Annotated in this window: 10 protein-coding genes; 8 read left to right on the forward strand and 2 right to left on the reverse strand. The window is 71.9% G+C overall.

Annotated elements, in window-relative coordinates:
• Positions 1 to 103: 103 nt before the first annotated feature.
• Complete coding sequence (locus ACIQWA_RS22860) at positions 104 to 2,587, reverse strand: transglycosylase domain-containing protein (RefSeq protein WP_402485152.1); 2,484 nt, start codon at positions 2,585 to 2,587, stop codon at positions 104 to 106.
• 515 nt (positions 2,588 to 3,102) lie between these two features.
• Here ACIQWA_RS22860 and ACIQWA_RS22865 point away from each other — a divergent pair.
• From ACIQWA_RS22865 to ACIQWA_RS22885, 5 genes are all read left to right on the forward strand, one after another.
• Positions 3,103 to 3,819 carry a PadR family transcriptional regulator gene (locus ACIQWA_RS22865; protein WP_402485153.1) on the forward strand — a complete coding sequence of 239 codons (717 nt, stop codon included), beginning with the start codon at positions 3,103 to 3,105 and terminating at the stop codon, positions 3,817 to 3,819.
• A gap of 127 nt (positions 3,820 to 3,946) precedes the next feature.
• Positions 3,947 to 5,029 (forward strand): inositol-3-phosphate synthase, encoded by a 1,083-nt coding sequence (locus tag ACIQWA_RS22870; protein WP_402485156.1) that lies wholly within the window; start codon positions 3,947 to 3,949, stop codon positions 5,027 to 5,029.
• 233 nt (positions 5,030 to 5,262) lie between these two features.
• Entirely contained in the window at positions 5,263 to 6,597 is a 1,335-nt protein-coding gene (locus ACIQWA_RS22875; protein ID WP_402485159.1) for an MFS transporter, read from the forward strand.
• Positions 6,598 to 6,751: 154 nt separating this feature from the next.
• On the forward strand, positions 6,752 to 7,387 hold the full coding sequence (locus tag ACIQWA_RS22880; RefSeq protein ID WP_402485162.1) for a hypothetical protein: 636 nt from the start codon (positions 6,752 to 6,754) through the stop codon (positions 7,385 to 7,387).
• A 34-nt stretch (positions 7,388 to 7,421) separates the two neighbouring features.
• Positions 7,422 to 8,435 (forward strand): hypothetical protein, encoded by a 1,014-nt coding sequence (locus ACIQWA_RS22885; RefSeq protein ID WP_402485163.1) that lies wholly within the window; start codon positions 7,422 to 7,424, stop codon positions 8,433 to 8,435.
• Between the two features lie 76 nt (positions 8,436 to 8,511).
• Here ACIQWA_RS22885 and ACIQWA_RS22890 read toward each other — a convergent pair whose 3' ends face one another.
• On the reverse strand, positions 8,512 to 9,921 hold the full coding sequence (locus ACIQWA_RS22890) for a CCA tRNA nucleotidyltransferase (protein WP_360227737.1): 1,410 nt from the start codon (positions 9,919 to 9,921) through the stop codon (positions 8,512 to 8,514).
• Positions 9,922 to 10,315: 394 nt separating this feature from the next.
• Here ACIQWA_RS22890 and ACIQWA_RS22895 point away from each other — a divergent pair, with 394 nt between their 5' ends.
• The 3 genes from ACIQWA_RS22895 to ACIQWA_RS22905 all read left to right on the forward strand — a co-directional run bounded on the left by ACIQWA_RS22895 (position 10,316) and on the right by ACIQWA_RS22905 (position 17,687).
• Complete coding sequence (locus ACIQWA_RS22895; protein ID WP_402485166.1) at positions 10,316 to 12,859, forward strand: DUF6049 family protein; 2,544 nt, start codon at positions 10,316 to 10,318, stop codon at positions 12,857 to 12,859.
• Between the two features lie 58 nt (positions 12,860 to 12,917).
• Entirely contained in the window at positions 12,918 to 15,353 is a 2,436-nt protein-coding gene (gene murJ / locus ACIQWA_RS22900; RefSeq protein WP_402485168.1) for a murein biosynthesis integral membrane protein MurJ, read from the forward strand.
• A 306-nt stretch (positions 15,354 to 15,659) separates the two neighbouring features.
• Positions 15,660 to 17,687 (forward strand): serine/threonine protein kinase, encoded by a 2,028-nt coding sequence (locus tag ACIQWA_RS22905; RefSeq protein WP_402485170.1) that lies wholly within the window; start codon positions 15,660 to 15,662, stop codon positions 17,685 to 17,687.
• Positions 17,688 to 17,706: the final 19 nt, after the last annotated feature.

Raw genomic sequence — 17,706 nt, forward strand, 5'->3', positions numbered from 1 at the left:
GCGCGCGCGGCGAATCGTGACGAAACGGCGGTGGCGGTCCTCCGAGGAGGACCGCCACCGCCGTTCTCGGCTTCTCACCGGTCGGACCGGTCGGACGGGGCTACTACCCGGCCGCTCCGCCGCCGCCCTGCATGCCGCCGCCGGTGCTGGTCGGGGTCGGCTTGCCGCCGGTGCCGCCGTTGCCGCCGGCGCCACCCCCGTTGCCACCTCCGGTGTTCCCGGTCGGCGTCGGCGACTGGCAGATCCCCAGGAAGCAGGAGCCCGTCGGCGTGGGCTGGTGGGGGGTCCGCGACGGCGGCGCGGTCGGCGGGCAGTCCACGCCCTGCACGCAGCCGCTGCTCTGGGTCGGCTGCGGGGGCTGCGGCTGGTTGGGCTGCTGGGTCGGCTGCTGGGTCTCCACCGTGGTCGGCGTGGAGCTCGCGCTCTGGGTGGGCGTCGCGCTGACCGTGGACGGCGCGCCGGAGGAGTCCACCTCGGTGCCGACCGGCTGCGGGGTCGGGAAGTCCATCTTCTTCTCGTTGGCCAGGGCGGCCTTCATGTACCGGGTGAAGATGTCGGTGGGGATGTCACCACCGTGGATGGACTCCTTGCCGCCGGTGCCGTTGAGGGACTCCCGGTCGTGCTTGCTCGGGTCCTCGCGCCACATCGCGACGCTGGTCACCAGCTGCGGGGTGTAGCCGACCCACCAGGCCGACTTGTTCTGGTCGGTGGTACCGGTCTTGCCGGCCACCGGGCGGCCCAGGCTGTTGGTCTTGGTACCGGTACCGTTCTTGGCCACGTTCACCAGTACGTCGGTGACGTTGTCCGCGACGGCCGGCTCCAGCGCCACCTTGACGTCCTTCTTGCCGAAGCCCGGACGCTCCTTGCCGTCCACCTCGACCTTGGTGACCGAGTAGGGCTCGGCCTCCTTGCCGCTGGCGGCCAGGGTGCCGTAGCCGGTGGCCATCCGGATCGGGCTGATGGTCGAGGTGCCGAGCGGGAAGGTCGCGGTCTTCGGGTCGGCCAGGCTCTCCCGCTTGATGCCCATCTGCACGGCCATGTCGGCCACGGCGGGGCCGCCGACGTCCTGGTTGAGCTGGACGAACGGCACGTTGTACGACCACTGCATGGCCTGCCGCAGCGAGACGTAGCCGCGCTTGCCGGCGTCCTCGTTCTTCTGCCGGTAGGGCTTGCCGTCGTCGCCGATCACCAGCGAGCCGTCCGGCTTGCGGATCTCGGACATGTCGTCGGCGAGGTAGCGGCTGTCGGCGTTGATCCGCTTCGGCTTGCCGTCCGTGTCCTTCGCGGTCTGCACACCGGTCTGCATCGCGGTGGCCAGCACGAAGGGCTTGAAGGTCGAGCCGACCTGGACACCGCCGGCGTTGGCGTTGTTGTCGAAGTGGCCGTTCTCCACGCCGTCGCCGCCGTAGATGGCGACCATCGCCCCGTCACCGGGCCTGATGCTGGCGGCGCCGAACTGGACGAAGGTGTCGTTGTTGGGCCGCTTCTGCGGGTCGAGGTTCTCGCCCTTGACGTCGTCGACGGCCTTCTTGAGGGCGTCGACCTTGTCCTTCTCGAAGGTGGTGTAGATCTTCAGGCCACCCTTGTCGATCATCTGCTGGGTGACCGACTTGTCGGTGGCCATCACGTACTGGTTGGCGGTGTCGACCAGGTAGCTGATCTCACCGTTCATGTTGGAGCTGGGCTTCAACGCGATCGGCTCGGGGAAGGTGGTGCACTTCGCCCGCTCCTCCGCAGTGGCGTTGTGGGTGGTCACCATCCGGTCCAGGATCCACTTCCAGCGCTCCACCGCGCGTTCGTGGTTGGCCGGCTTGGAGGGGTCGTAGTAGTTGGCCCCCTTCAACAGACCGGCCAGCATGGCGCTCTGGCAGAGGTTCAGGTCCTTGGCGTTGACCCCGTAGTACGCCTGCGCCGCGGCCTGGGCGCCGTTGGCGTTGCGACCGAACCAGCTGGTGTTGAGGTACCCCTTGAGGATGTCGTCCTTGGACTTCTGCTGGTTGATCTTGAGCGTGATGAAGAATTCCTTCACCTTGCGGTCGATGGTCTGTTCCTGGCTCAGGTAGGCGTTCTTGACGTACTGCTGGGTGATCGTCGAAGCGCCCTGGGTCTCGCCGCCCTTCGCCATGTTGTAGACGGCGCGCAGCATGCCCTTGGGGTCGATGCCGCTGTCGGTGCGGAAGGTCTCGTTCTCGGCCGAGATGACGGCGTTCTGCAGGTTGGGGCTGATGTCGCTGAGTTCGACGATCTGCCGGTTGGTGTCGCCCTTGCGGGTCATCTCCGAGCCGTCGGCCCAGTAGTAGATGGTGTTCTGGTTGTTCACCAGGGCCTTGAGGTCGGGGACCTCGGTGGTCTGGTAGAGGTAGAACACGCCGCCCACGCCCATGGCGAAGAACAGCAGGAAGACGCTGAACACCAGTTTCCAGGAGGGCAGCCAGCGCCGGAAGCCGGTCTTGCCGAACCGCGGGTAGTCGATGAAGCGCTTCTTGCCGGGGCCGGCCGCGGCAGCGGCGGAGGCGGCGGCGGCACCGCGCCGGCCACCGCCCTTGCCCTTCTTCTGGGCGGCCTTGCGCATCTCGGCACGGGTCATCCGGGGTTGCTGGGCGGTCTCCCGGACACCGGGCGGGCGTCGACGGCCGATCCCTTCCGAGCCCAGTTCGTCGGGACCGGGGCCGCCCCGACGGCCGCCGCCTCCCGGCGGCTGCTGCCCGTCACCGCCCGAATTGGGCGTCCTTCGCCGTCGCTCGCTCATGTTTCCAGCCGCTCCTCGCCAGGCCCGGTCGACCTGTTGGCAGGGTTCCTGTCCGATGCCCGGACCGCCCTAACCCCGGAGGTTGGTCCTCGTGCACACGCGACAGCGTACGCAGCGGGAAATCCCTCCTAATCGGGCATCAGGTGCTAATACCCGCAAAACGGCAGCAGATCATTACACGCCCGTTGCCAACCCCACCCGCGCGTCGGCTTGTGATCACATTCACGCGTGCCCCCCTTGCTCGTTCCGGGGGTCGGGTTTACTGTTCTCGATATATCGAGCCGATACATCGAAGCGGCATACCGCCGATGCAGCGGCCGGAGCGAGGGTCGAGAGGGAGGAGGACGACGGCAGTGGGCAGGCGCTCAGGAGTGCTGGAGTTCGCCGTCCTCGGGCTGCTCCACGACGCCCCGATGCACGGCTACGAACTGCGCAAACGGCTCAACATCCTGCTCGGGGCACTGCGGGCGCTCTCCTACGGAACGCTCTACCCGTGCTTGAAGAGCCTGGTCGCCCAGGGCTTCCTGGTCGAGGACAACCCGGACGTCGAGTACGTCCCGGCCACCGCGCTCAACGGCAAGCGGTCGAAGATCGTCTACCGGCTCTCCCCCGAGGGCAAGCAGCGCTTCGAGGAGCTGCTCGCCGACTCCGGCCCGGAGGCCTGGGAGGACGAGCGCTTCGGCGTCCACTTCGCCTTCTTCGGTCAGACCGACCGAGCGGTCCGGATGCGCGTCCTGGAAGGCCGCCGCAGCCGGCTGGAGGAGCGCCTGGAGCGGATGCGCAACGCGCTGGCCCGCGCCCGCGAACGGTTCGACGACTACACCGTCGAACTCCAGCGGCACGGCCTGGAATCGGTGGAGCGCGAGGTCCGGTGGCTCAACGAGCTGATCGAGACCGAGCGGGCCAACCGCACCGGCCGGACCGGGCCCGCCACCGGCGCCCCCACCGGGACCGCCGGAACCACCGCCGTACCCCACACGACTTCGGACGGCCGTGGCCAGGAGACCGGGTCCCCCGACCCGTCCGGGCCACCGTACGACCGCCCGGGGCGCTCCGCCCAGGAGCGCTGACACCGCGTCAGCCCTGTGCCACGCGGCAGGAGTGGGCGCCTCGCGCCCGTACAAGCAGTCATTCGAAGAAGCAGGACGAGTGCCGTCGGTTCCGACGGCACTCATGAGATCACAGGGAGCAACCGGAATGGGTTCGGTTCGCGTAGCCATCGTGGGCGTGGGCAACTGCGCCGCGTCGCTGGTGCAGGGTGTCGAGTACTACAAGGACGCCGACCCGGCCGGCAAGGTCCCCGGGCTGATGCACGTCCAGTTCGGTGACTACCACGTCCGTGACGTGGAGTTCGTCGCCGCCTTCGACGTCGACGCCAAGAAGGTCGGCTTCGACCTGGCCGACGCCATCGGCAACAGCGAGAACAACACCATCAAGATCTGCGACGTCCCGCCGACCGGCGTGACCGTCCAGCGCGGCCACACCCTCGACGGCCTGGGCAAGTACTACCGGGAGACCATCGAGGAGTCGGACGAGGCCCCGGTCGACGTCGTCCAGGTCCTCAAGGACCAGCAGGTCGACGTCCTGGTCTGCTACCTGCCCGTCGGTTCCGAGCAGGCCGCCAAGTTCTACGCCCAGTGCGCCATCGACGCCAAGGTCGCCTTCGTGAACGCCCTGCCGGTGTTCATCGCGGGCACCAAGGAGTGGGCGGACAAGTTCACCGAGGCCGGCGTGCCGATCGTCGGTGACGACATCAAGTCCCAGGTCGGCGCCACCATCACGCACCGCGTGATGGCCAAGCTGTTCGAGGACCGCGGTGTCATCCTCGAGCGCACCATGCAGCTGAACGTCGGCGGCAACATGGACTTCAAGAACATGCTCGAGCGCGAGCGCCTGGAGTCCAAGAAGATCTCCAAGACCCAGGCCGTCACCTCGCAGATCCGCGACCGCGAGCTGGGCGCCAAGAACGTCCACATCGGTCCCTCGGACTACGTGGCCTGGCTGGACGACCGCAAGTGGGCCTACGTCCGCCTGGAGGGTCGCGCGTTCGGCGACGTCCCGCTGAACCTGGAGTACAAGCTCGAGGTCTGGGACTCCCCGAACTCGGCCGGTGTCATCATCGACGCCGTCCGCGCCGCGAAGATCGCCAAGGACCGCGGCATCGGCGGCCCGATCCTGTCGGCCTCCTCGTACTTCATGAAGTCCCCGCCGGTCCAGTACTTCGACGACGAGGCCAAGGAGAACGTCGAGAAGTTCATCCGCGGCGAGGTCGAGCGCTGAACGCAGTTCGGTTCGCGACTGTCGAGCACCGAGCGCTGAACGCAGCTCGGTTCGCGACTGTCGAGCACCGCGCGCTGAACGCAGTTCGGTTCGCGACTGTCGAGCACTGAGCGCTGAGCTGACCGCTCGTGACGCGCCAGAAGGGCTCACGACCACCCGGTCGTGAGCCCTTCACGTTCGCGCAGCGAATGTTTCACGTGAAACGGCGCCCGGTTCCGTGGCACCCTGGGCGGGTGGCGATCACCGAGAACGGCAGCACCCACCAGTCCGCGCACCGCGCCACGCTCCTCGGTCTGCTCCGCGGCCGGGACTTCCGCCGACTGCTCACCGCCCGGGTGCTCTCCCAGCTCTCGGACGGCGTCTTCCAGGTCTCGCTCGCCGCCTACGTGGTCTTCTCCCCCGAGAAGCAGTCCTCCCCCGCCGACATCGCCTCGGTGCTGGCCGTGATGCTGCTGCCGTTCTCGGTGATCGGCCCGTTCGCCGGGGTGCTGCTGGACCGCTGGCGCCGGCGCCAGGTGCTCTACTTCGGCAACCTGGCCCGCTTCGGGCTGGGCCTGGCCACCGGCGCGCTGCTCCTGGTCGAGGCGCCGACCTGGCTGTTCTTCGCCTCGGCGCTGCTGGTCACCGCGCTCAACCGGTTCATCCTGGCCGGGCTGTCGGCCGCGCTCCCCCGGGTGGTCGAGCAGGACCGGCTGGTCACCGCCAACGCCCTCTCCCCCACCCTCGGGACCGTGGCCGCCGCCTCGGGCGGAGGCATCGGCTTCCTGCTGCACCAGCTGATGGCCCCCGGGCCGAAGGCGGACGCCGCGCTGGTCACCGTGGCCTCGCTGCTCTACCTCTCGGCCGCGCTGGCCGCCCGCCGGATGGACCGCGACCTGCTCGGCCCGGACCAGCACGGCGAGCGCCCCGCGCTCCGCCAGGCACTGGTGCGGGCCGCCGTCGGGCTCGGCGCCGCCGTCCGCCACCTGGTGCGGGACTGCCGCCCGGCCGTGCACGCGCTGGCCGCCGTGACGGCGGCCCGGTTCTGCTACGGCGTGCTGATCGTGGTCGTGGTGATGCTCGCCCGCTACACCTTCAACGCCCCGACCGACAGCGCGGCCGGGCTGGCCACCCTCGGCCAGGCGGTCGGGCTGTCGGCCGCCGGGTTCTTCGTCGCCGCGGTGGTCAGCCCCTGGTGCACCCGTCGGCTCGGCCTGGCCGGCTGGATGACGGTCTGCCTGCTCGCCCCGGTGGTCTTCGTCCCCGCGCTGGGCCTGTTCTTCGCCCCGGTGCCCACCCTGGCCGCCGCGCTGCTGCTCGGGGTGGTCACCCAGGGAACCAAGATCTGCGCCGACACCGTGGTGCAGGAGTCGGTCGAGGACGAGTACCGCGGCCGCGTCTTCGCCATCTACGACGTGCTGTTCAACGTCGCCTTCGTGGCCGCCGCCCTGGTGACGGCGCTGGTGCTGCCGCTGTCCGGCCGCTCGGTCACGGTGGTGGTCGGGGTGGCGGTGGTGTACGGGCTGACCGCGGTGGGCTACCTGCGGGCCGCCCGGCGGTCCGGTCCCCTGCCCGGCGAGGCCCACTGACCGCGGCAAGGCCCACTGACACCGCGCGGTACCGGAATCGAAACCACTTCGTCCCGGAGTCCGGCTGCGGCCACCGGACCGATTGCGTCCGACCCAGTCGCTAAGGTACGTAAACCTGTCGGAAAGACAGCACTCTGCCACGGGGGGCGAACTGATGAGCACACCGACCGGTCCGTACGGGCCGCCGCCACCCGCGGCGCCCGGCTTCGGTCCGCCCCCACCCGGGTACGCCCAGGCGCCGTACGGCGGGCCACCCGCCCAGCAGCCGTACGCCCCGAGCCCGTACGGCGGCCCGCCGCCGGGCCCCCAACCCCCGTACGGCCAGGCCCCGTACCCCCAGCCTCCCCACGGGCAGGCGCCGTACGGGCCGCCGCCGCCCGCCGGGCCGTACGGCTACCCGCAGCCCGGTGCGGCCCCCACGGCGCCGCCCGCCAAGCGCGGTGCCCGCGCCAAGCTGCGGATCGCCGGGGCGGTCGGCGGCTGCGTCGTGCTCGCGGGCGCGTACTTCTTCAGCGGCCCGAACGTCAGCAGCGCCAAGCCCGGGGACTGTGTCCGGGTGAGCGGCTCCCGTGACGTCGAGATCGTCAAGTGCACTGATTCCAAAGCGAATTACAAGGTGCTGTCGAAGTTCACCGGCACCACCGACGTGACCCGCTGCCGGCAGACCCCGCAGACCACCAGCGCCGTCTCGGGCAAGAGCGGCCGCCGCTGGAACAAGACGCGGTACGTGCTCTGCCTCGGCCCCCTGACCCCCACCACCACCGGCTACCCGCCGGTGAAGAAGTCCTGACCCTTCCACCGACGTCCTTGTTCCGGGGGATCCCTTGTCCGCTCCGCCTCCTCCCCAGCTGCCCTACGGCCCGCCACCCGGTGACGGCAACCCGTACGCCGGCGGCCCGTACGGCGCCCCGCCTCCGCCGCCCCCGCCGGGGTACGGCTACCCGAGCGCCCCGCCGCCGCCGGAGCAGCCGTACGGCGCCCAGCCGCCCGGCTACGGCTACGGCTACCCGCCACCGGCCCCGACGGACGGGGAGCACTGCCGCTTCTGCGGCGGCTTCCCGGCCGTGCGCGCCACCGTCCGCGGCCACCAGGGCCTGCTGATCGCGTTCCGGATGCTGCGGATGCACGGCCCGTTCTGCCGCACCTGCGGCACGGCCACCGTGCGCGACATGTCCGCCAGGACGCTGGTCCAGGGCTGGTGGAGCTGGGTCTCGCCGATCCTGACCGTGATCACCCTGCTGATGAACCTCGGCGCCCACAACCGGATCAAGCGGCTGCCGCCGCCCATGCCGGGCACCCACGGCCCGCAGCTGGACCCGGGCACCCCGCTGGGCAGCCGTCCGCACGTCGCCATGCTGCTGGTGCCGGTCTCGCTGCTGGTCACCGGGGTTCTGCTGGCCACCGGCGTGATCGGCCCGAAGCAGGACTCCGGGCCCGTGGCGGGACCGAAGCCGACCGACACGGTGACCTTCTCGCCGTCGCCGCGGCCGTCGCCCACGTTCAGCTACACCCCGCCGCCGATCCCGATGCCCACCTTCTCCCTGCCGAGCATCACCCTGCCGCCGCCCGCCACCAAGGACGACGTCGACAGCGCCGGCATCGGCGACTGCCTGCGCAACGAGAACTCCAACAGCGCGACCGCGGACGACCACCCGAACATCACCGTGCTGCCCTGCACCGACCCCAAGGCCCAGTACAAGGTGGTCTACAAGTACTTCGCCACCTCGGACGAGAAGGTCTGCGAGAAGCAGCCGAAGTCGGACAGCTCCTACACCCGCACCTACACCAAGCTCCCCTCGCTGAACTACGTGCTCTGCCTCAAGCACGTCAACGGCTGACCGGACGCGAGCGCGGCGGTCACCGTCCCGAAGGGGATGGTGACCGCCGCGCGGTGCGTCCGGGGCGTCGCCCGGGTCAGCCCTGCTGCTGCTCGGCCCACCAGGCCCGCAGCGCCGCGACCGCCTCGTCGGGCTCCATCGGGCCGTGCTCCAGCCGCAGTTCGAGCATGTGCTTGTACGCCTTGCCGACCTGCGGGCCGGGCCCCAGGCCGAGCAGCTCCATGATCTGGTTGCCGTCCAGGGCCGGGCGGATGGCGTCCAGCTCCTCCTTGGCCTGCAGTTCGGCGATCCGCTCCTCCAGGCCGTCGTAGGTGCGCGACAGCGCGGCCGCCTTCTTCTTGTTGCGGGTGGTGCAGTCGGAGCGGGTCAGCTTGTGCAGGCGCTCCAGCAGCGGCCCGGCGTCGGTGACGTAGCGGCGCACCGCGGAGTCGGTCCACTCGCCGCCGCCGTAGCCGTGGAAGCGCAGGTGCAGCTCGACCAGGCGCGAGACGTCCTCGGTGAGCTCCTTGGAGTACTTGAGCTCCCGCATCCGCTTGCGGGTCATCTTGGCCCCGACCACCTCGTGGTGGTGGAAGGAGACCCGGCCGTCCGACTCGAAGCGGCGGGTGCGCGGCTTGCCGATGTCGTGCAGCAGCGCGGCCAGCCGCAGGGTGAGGTCCGGGCCGTCCTGCTCCAGGTCGATGGCCTGCTCCAGGACGGTCAGCGAGTGCTCGTAGACGTCCTTGTGCCGGTGGTGCTCGTCGCTCTCCAGCTGCAGCGCGGGCAGCTCCGGCAGCACGTGCCCGGCCAGGCCGGTGTCGACCAGCAGCCGCAGGCCCTTCACCGGGTGGGCGGCCAGCAGCAGCTTGTTCAGCTCGGCCTGCACCCGCTCCGCCGAGACGATGGTGATCCGCTCGGCCATCGCGGTCATCGCGGCGACCACCTCGGGCGCCGGGTCGAAGTCCAGCTGGGCGGCGAAGCGGGCGGCCCGCATCATCCGCAGCGGGTCGTCGGAGAAGGACTCCTCGGGGGTGGCGGGGGTGCGCAGCACCCGGGCCTCCAGGTCCTCCAGGCCGTGGTGCGGGTCGACGAAGCCGCGGCCGGGCAGGTCGACGGCCATCGCGTTGACCGTGAAGTCGCGGCGGACCAGGTCCTGCTCGATGGTGTCGCCGTAGGTCACCTCGGGCTTGCGGGAGGTGCGGTCGTACGCCTCGGAGCGGTAGGTGGTGATCTCGATCAGGAAGGAGCCCTCGGGGGTGTCCTTGCGGGCACCGACGGTGCCGAAGGCGATGCCGACGTCCCAGACCGCGTCCGCCCAGCCCTTGACCAGCTTGAGCACCTGCTGCGGCCGGGCGTCGGTGGTGAAGTCCAGGTCGTTGCCGAGCCGGCCGAGCAGCGCGTCCCGCACCGAGCCGCCGACCAGGGCCAGCCGGTGCCCGGCCGCCTGGAAGCGGCGGGCGATCTCGTCGGCGACCGGCGAGACCCGCAGCAGCTCTTGCAGCCCCATCGTCTGGGCCTCGCTCAGGCCTGGGACGACCTGGAGGGCGGTGCTGGAACGGTCGATACGCGCGGTGGGCTCATTGGCAGTGGACACGGCTCACAAGGGTACGTGCCCCGGAAGGTCAACCGCCCGCGCGTTTTGGGCGTCTCACCCCACAGCCCGCAACACTGCACGCCAGGCTGGATCGTTACCATGCCGGTGGACGAAGCGCGGACACCGGAACCGGGGATGCGGTGTCGCGTGCCGCCGTGCCGACGGATCCCTCCGCGGCAGCGGGGTGGCGTACGTCGTCGAGCGAAGAACGTCGAACGAAGAACGTCGAGCGGGGAACGTCGGGCGACCGTGCCGGACGGACAGCATCAGCAGCGAGCGAGCGAACAGAACGGCGAGGGCGAAACGAGTGAGTGAGCCGGCACGGCACTCGGGCCTGGGGGCGCACCGACGACCTGGACGGGCCGACGGCCCGACCGAACCCCGCACCGGGGAACGGCGCACCGGCGGCCGCGCGCGCCGCTTCGCCGCCGCCTGCGGCGCGCTCCTGGCACTGGTCGCGGCCGCCCCCGCCGCGGCCCTGCCGGCCGGCGGCAACGTCCGCCCGACCGTCGACTCGACGGCCACCGCGGAGTACCCGGTGGTGCTGACCATCGAGACGGTCACCCCGCAGCTGGCCGTCCAGAACGGCACCGTGTCCATCACCGGTCACGTCACCAACTCCGGCAAGTCGGCCCTCAAGGGCGCCCACGCCGCGGTCCGCAAGCCGGTCTCCAGCAAGCCCCTGCAGCGGCGCAGCGAGCTCCAGGGCGTGGCCGCCCGGACCAGCCCGCGGGGCGACGACGGGACGGAACTGGACAGCCCGCAGTACGCCCTGCCGGAGCTCAACCCGGGCCAGAGCCTGCCGTACACCCTGAGCGTCGCGGTGAGCGACCTCGGCTTCTCCGAGAGCGGCGTCTACGAGCTCGCGGTGGACGCCTGGGGCTCGACCGCCGACAACCCGCGCGACCGGGCCCTGGGCATCGCCCGCACCTTCCTGCCCTACTCCCAGGGCAGCAGTGAGGCCCAGCCGACCAAGGTCGCCACCCTCTGGCCGCTGGTGCACGCGCCGGTGCTGGCCGCGCAGACCTACGCCGAGGGCGACCAGAGCCTCTCCGTGCTGCGCGACGACAGCCTGGCCGCCGACCTCGCGCCGGGCGGCCGGCTGTACGAGCTGGTCGACACCGGCGCCAAGCTGAACGGGCTGACCTGGGTGGTCGACCCGGACCTGCTGGACGCCGCGTTCGCGATGACCAAGCCGTACCGGGTGCAGAAGCCGGGCAACGAGTCCTCCGGAAAGTCCGCCAAGGACGAGAACACCGTCGGCCGCCCCGCCTCGGCCGCCGCCGACGCCTGGCTGAACAAGCTGCGGGCGGCCGTCGCCAAGTCGGGCAGCCAGGTCGTCGCGCTGCCGTACGCCGACCCGGACCTCGCCTCGATCGCGCACAACGGCGCCGACCTGAGCGGCATGGGCACCGCCCTGAGCAAGGCCGCCACCGCCGGCCGGCTGACCGTCGAGGGCCGGCTCTCGGTGGACACCCGCTCCGACGTGGCCTGGCCGTACCAGGGCTACCTCGACCAGCAGATCGCCGGCATCGCCCGGCAGGCGGGCAGCAGCCTGGTGCTGGTCAACGGCGCGAGCATGCCCGACCCGGACTCGGTCAACTACACCCCGACCGCGGTGCGCCCGATCGGCAACGGCCAGAACGCGGTGGTCGCCGACGACCCGGTCTCCGCGCCCTTCCAGAAGGACCTGAGCACCCCGAAGGACCAGACCGACGCGACCCAGCGCTTCCTCGCCGAGACCTACGCGATCACCCACGAGCAGCCGCAGAACCAGCGCGGCCTGCTGGTGATGCCGCCGCGCGAGCTGACCGCCAACACCGCCAAGGCGCTGGCCGGCGCCCTGCAGACGGCCGGGGACAAGTGGCTGACCCCGGTGAAGCTGGACGTGCTGGCCCAGGCCGCGCCGGACCCGAAGGCCAACACCGGCGTCCCGTCGCCGGCCGACTACCCGACCCAGGCCCGCGCCTCCGAGCTGCCGGCCTCCGCCCTGAGCGGCACCGACGATCTCCAGCAGAAGCTGGACACCCTGATGCGGGTGCTCACCCTGCCGCAGCGGGTGCGCGGCCCGTTCAGCGCCGCGATGGTCCGCTCGCTGTCCACCGAGTGGCGGGCCCAGGCGCCGTCCGGTGACGCCTACCGCACCGGCGTCACCAACTACCTGAACGAGCTCACGACCGCCGTCCAGGTCCCGAGGAAGAACGTGGTCACCCTGGCCGGGAACACCGGCCAGCTCCAGGTCAGCGTGCGCAACGACCTCACCCAGACGGTCACCAACCTGCAGCTGCGGCTCACCTCGAACCAGCCGAACAGGCTGCGGGTCGGCCTGCCGGAGCAGCTCGTCCTCCCCGCCTCGCAGAGCGTCACCCTGCGCTTCAACGCCGAGGCCCGCAGCAACGGCCCGGTCACCATGGTCGCCCAGCTGTGGACCACCGGCCCCGATTCCCGGCCCTACGGCCAGCCCCAGACCTTCACCGTCGAGGTCACCTCGGTGACCAACGGGGTGCTGTACGTCTTCGCCGGCGCCGCCGTGCTGCTGGTGCTGGCCGCGCTGCGCTTCGTCCGCCAGCGCAAGCGGCGCGGCGGGCAGCCGCACGAGGACGGCGACCAGCCGGTCGGGGACGGCCCGGCGGACGGCGACCCGGCGGGCGCCGCCGCGGCCGAGCCCACCGATCCCGCCGAGCCCACCCAGCCGACCGACCCGGACGCCAGCACGGCGGGCCGGTCGGCGGACCAGGCGGCGGGCCGGCCGGAGAACGGTGCCGCGGACGGGGGTCCCACGCAGACACCGCGCGCCAGCAGCCCGGATGGCCGGGATCGGACCGCCAGTGATGAGAAGGTTGGTCCTTGACACCGCCGACCCCCCGCAACCCCGGGCCGGTCTCCCCCCACAACAGCGAAGAGGTGACATGACCGGGCGCAGCGAGGAGCGGCCGCCGGGCCGCGGTGAGAGCCGGCCGGGCGCCGAGTCGCCCTCCGGCGACTGGTACGTGGCCGACACCTACGCCCAGGACCCGTACGCCGCACAGGCGTACGGGACGGCGCAGGACGGTCAGGACCCGTACGGCCTCCAGGCCGGACGGCCCGCCGCGGCGCCGCCGCCGGCCACCGCGTACGACGTGCCGCCGCAACTGCCGCCGCAGGGCGGCGGCTACCCGACGCCGGTGCCGTCGACACCGTTCTCGCCCCCCGTGCCCCCCGTGCAGCCCGGCTGGGACACCCCGGTGCAGCCCGGCTGGCCGCAGCAGGCCGCCCCCGCGGCACCGGTCTCCGCTCCGGCCCCCGGGGCGTGGAGCCAGCCGCAGCCGCAGTGGGAGCCGGGCCCGGCATCCGCCTGGAACACCGAGACCACCGAGTACGTCGGGGTGGACGCGCTGTTCGGCGGCGGTCAGCCGGAGGCCGCGGCCCAGCCGCCCGCCCCCCAGCCCGCCCCTGTGCCCCCGGCCTCGGCGGTGCCGCCGGGCGCGCCCGCGCCGTACCCGCCGATGGGCGGCTACCCGGGGCAGCCGCAGCACGGCGGCCACGACGGGCAGCGGCCGTTCGTGCCGCCGATCGAGTTCGACCCGCCGCTCTCCGAGGAGGAGGCCACCATGCAGGTGGCCGCCGTGGCGGTGCCCCCGGCGGTCGAGCCGCTGGCGGACCTCGCCGAGGAGCAGGCCGCCCCCGCGGCCGAGCCCGCCCCGGCCCCCGGCGGCGGTGGCGGCAAGGTCGCCGGCCTGCTGAGCTCCAGCGCGATCATGGCGGCCGGCACCCTGGTCTCCCGCGGCACCGGCTTCCTGCGGACCATGGTGATCGCCGGCGCGATCGGCATCGCGGTCATGGGTGACTCGTACAACGCGGCGAACACCCTGCCCACCCTGCTGTACATCCTGATCGGCGGCGGCGCGCTGAACGCGGTCTTCGTGCCGCAGCTGGTGCGCAGCATGAAGAACGACGAGGACGGCGGGACGGCCTACGCCAACCGGCTGCTCACCCTGGTGATGGTCGGACTCGGCGGCGTGGTCTTCCTGGCCGTGCTCGGGGCGCCCCTGCTGGTCCAGCTGATCGCCCACCCGATGATGACCAACCCGGCCCGCGCCGACACCACGGTGGCCCTGGCCCGCTACTGCCTGCCGACCATCTTCTTCATGGGCGTCCACGTGGTGATGGGCCAGATCCTCAACGCCCGGGGCCGGTTCGGCGCGATGATGTGGACCCCGGTCCTCAACAACATCGTGGTGATCTTCACCTTCGGCGCCTACATCTGGGTCTACGGCGGCTTCAACGGCACCCAGATCACCCCGGAGAACATCACCCCGGAGGGCGTCCGGCTGCTCGGCCTGGGCACCCTGCTCGGCCTGGTGGTCCAGTCGCTGGCGATGATCCCGTACCTGCGGGCCGCCGACTTCCGCTTCCGGCCGCGCTTCGACTGGCGCGGCCACGGCCTGGGCAAGGCCGCCCGGCTGGCCAAGTGGACCTTCTTCTTCGTGCTCGCCAACCAGGCCGGCTACCTGGTCATCACCCAGCTGGCGACCGCCGCCGGCAGTGCCGCCGAACAGGGCGGGCACGGCGGTGTCGGCCTCTCGGCCTTCTCCAACGCCCTGCTGATCTGGCAGCTCCCGCAGGCCGTCATCACCGTCTCGATCATGAGCGCGGTGCTCCCCCGGCTCTCCCGCGCGGCCGCCGACGAGGACGCCGGCGCCGTCCGGGACGACCTGTCGTACGGGCTGCGCACCACCGCGGTGGCGGTCGTCCCGGCGGCCTTCCTGTTCCTGGCGCTCGGCCCGGCCATCGGCCGCTCGATCTACGCGGTCGGCGGCGGCGGGACGGCCCTGGACAACGCGACCAACGTCGGCCTGATGCTCTCGGCCTTCGCGCTCGGGCTGATCCCGTACTCGGCCCAGTACGTGATGCTGCGCGGCTTCTACGCCTACGAGGACACCCGGACGCCGTTCTCCAACACCGTCTGGGTGGCGGTCTGCCAGGCCGGCTTCTCGCTGATCTGCTGGGTCGCGCTGCCCGCGCAGTGGACGGTGACCGGCATGGCCTTCGGCTACGGCCTCGCCTACGCCGTCGGAGTGACGGTCGCGGTGCCCAAGCTCAAGAAGAAGATCGGCGGGCTGGACACCAAGCGGATCGGCAAGACCTACAGCCGGCTGGCCACCGCCTGCGTCCCGGCCGCGGTGGTCGGCCTCGGCGTCAGCCTGGCGGTCCAGCAGGTGCTCGGCGGCTGGCCGGGCAGCGTGCTGTCGGTCCTGCTGGGCGGCGGTCTCCAGCTGCTGGTGTTCGTGTTCATCGCGAAGCGCCTGCGGATCGAGGAGATGAACGCCATGCTGGGCATGGTCCGCGGCCGACTGGGCCGCTGAGTCCGAGTACAACCGGCCGGACGAGCGGGCGCCCTGACCGGGCGTCGACCGGGGCCGACACCGCCCCCGCCCGTCCGGCCGCAGCACGGGCCGCCACCCACCACCGGACCCGCCCGGGCCGCCACGTGGCGGCCCGGTGTCGGATCTGCACCACATCTCTCCACCGCCATGCAACCGAGCGGACCCTTCAGCGGTCGTACCCGGTGGTGAAGAGTGGGCACAATTGTCCTGGAGCACAGGGCGGCCAATCCGCGGGCTCCAGCGACTCTCTCAGGCCGGGGCGACACAAGGGGAGGCAGGACCACGGTGGCTGATGGCACCAAGGCGGTCGTCGACACGTCAACAGCTGACGCGGCGGCGGACGAGGCCGCGCTGGCTGCGGCGATCGACGAGCTCGGGAGCGGGGACACCGCCCCGGCGGACTCCGCCGACGCCTCCTCCACGAACGCCCCCGGGAACTCCTCCGCGGCCTCCGCCGAGGCCCCCACCAAGGCCGGCGGCAAGGCCAAGGCCGAGTCCCCCGCCGAGCCCGACAGCGGGGGCGACGAAGAGGTCGGCGACGAGGAGGGCCCGACCCCCGGGACGGCGGTGAGCGAGGAGACCTCGGAGATCACCGCCCCGCTCTCCGTCCACGAGATCGCCGCCGAACTGGCGGCCGGCTCCCCACGGAAGAAGCCCGCTCCCGCCCCGCAGCCCGCCTCCGAGAAGCGCCGCCCCACCGACCCCCAGCCCACCGTCGACCCGCGCGACACCGCCACCCTCCCGCGCACCCTCCCCGCGCCGATGCGGCACAGCGGCGACAAGATCGGCCACCGGTACCTGCTGGAAGAGTGCATCTCCCAGACCGAGACCTTCAGCAGCTGGCGCGCCGTCGACGAGAAGCTGCGCCGGGCCGTCGGCGTCCACCTGATGGCCTCCGGCCACCAGCGCGCCCGCAAGGTGCTGGCCGCCGCCAAGTCCGCGGCCCTGCTCGGCGACCCGCGCTTCGTCCAGGTGCTGGACGCCGTCCAGGAGAACGAGCTGGTGTACGTCGTGCGGGAGTGGCTGCCGCACGCCTCCGACCTCGCCAAGCTGCTCGCCGACGGGCCGATGGAGCCGCACGAGGCGTACCAGATGGTCCGCCAGGTCGCCGACGCCGTCGCCGCCGCGCACCGCCGCGGCAAGGCACACCTGCGGCTCACCCCGCGCTGCGTCCTGCGCACCGACAGCGGCCAGTACCGGATCAACGGCATCGCGGTGGACGCCGCCCTGCGCGGGCTGCCCGCCGAGGACTCCACCGAGGACGCCCAGCGCACCGACACCCGGGCCATCGGCGCGCTGCTCTTCGCCGCGCTCACCCACCGCTGGCCGTACCCCGAGGACCGCTACGACCTCAAGGGACTGCCCAAGGACCTGCAGAACGCCGCGCCGGACCAGGTCCGCGCGGGCGTCCACAAGGGCCTGTCCGAGCTCGCGGCGCGCGCCCTGTTCGACCACCCGCCGCACCACGCCGAACCGATCACCACCCCGGAGGAGCTGGTCCGGGCGATCGCGAAGCTGCCCCGGATCCGCCAGCCCGAGCCCGAGCTGCCGGCCTTCCCGACCCCGCCCCGGCACAACACCCACGCCCTCCCGACCGCGCCCAACCCCACCCGGGTGGCCGACCCGGCGGTCGCCCCGCTGCCGGCCTCCTCCCGGCCCACCGCCGCCCGGCGCACCAAGCGCCGGCTGCGCCGGGTGGTCAAGGCCACCGCCTGGACGGTCGCCCTGGGCGCGATCGGCGTCGCCTCCTGGCAGTTCGTCGGCAGCCTGCGCAACAACAACCAGGCCGTCGCCACCCCGCAGACCTCGATCAGCAGCACCGCCGCGAGCGCCCGCCCGACGGCCCACCCGCCGGTGCCGATCCAGATCAAGGAAGCCTTCTCCTACAACCCGCGGGGCGACTCCCCGGAGTCCCTCTGGCTGCTCCCGAAGGTCTTCGACGGGGACCCGAACACCGCCTGGGTGACCAAGAGCTACAACGACCCCTTCGGCCCCAAGCCGCCGTTCAAGGACGGCACCGGCCTGCTGATCGACCTCGGCTCGGTGCAGTCGGTCAGCTCGGTGAGCGTCCAGTTCACCGGCACCCACACGGCCGAGCTCCGGGTGCCGAACGCCCAGGCCGCCGCGAAGCCGCAGGACGCCCAGCCCGAGGCCTTCAACGTGCTGGACAAGCAGACCGGCTCCACCACCGACTTCACCCTGAGCAGCCCGACGAACACGCGTTACCTCTTGATCTGGATGACCAGCCTGCCGAAGGATACGAGCGGCGGCGGTTATCGCGGTCAGGTCAACGAGGTGAAGGTCTTCGGCTGACCGCCCGCCCGCGCAGACC

This window comes from Kitasatospora sp. NPDC098652, assembly GCF_044760155.1.
Classification (GTDB): Bacteria; Actinomycetota; Actinomycetes; order Streptomycetales; family Streptomycetaceae; genus Kitasatospora.

What these genes read in the sequence shown, in the direction of transcription:
- ACIQWA_RS22860 (WP_402485152.1), bottom strand. Translation starts at nt 2,587, where the DNA reads ATGACCCGTGCCGAGATGCGCAAGGCCGCCCAGAAGAAGGGCAAGGGC.
- ACIQWA_RS22870 (WP_402485156.1), top strand. Translation starts at nt 3,947, where the DNA reads ATGGGTTCGGTTCGCGTAGCCATCGTGGGCGTGGGCAACTGCGCCGCG.
- ACIQWA_RS22880 (WP_402485162.1), top strand. Translation starts at nt 6,752, where the DNA reads ATGAGCACACCGACCGGTCCGTACGGGCCGCCGCCACCCGCGGCGCCC.
- ACIQWA_RS22890 (WP_360227737.1), bottom strand. Translation starts at nt 9,921, where the DNA reads ATGGGGCTGCAAGAGCTGCTGCGGGTCTCGCCGGTCGCCGACGAGATC.
- murJ (WP_402485168.1), top strand. Translation starts at nt 12,918, where the DNA reads ATGACCGGGCGCAGCGAGGAGCGGCCGCCGGGCCGCGGTGAGAGCCGG.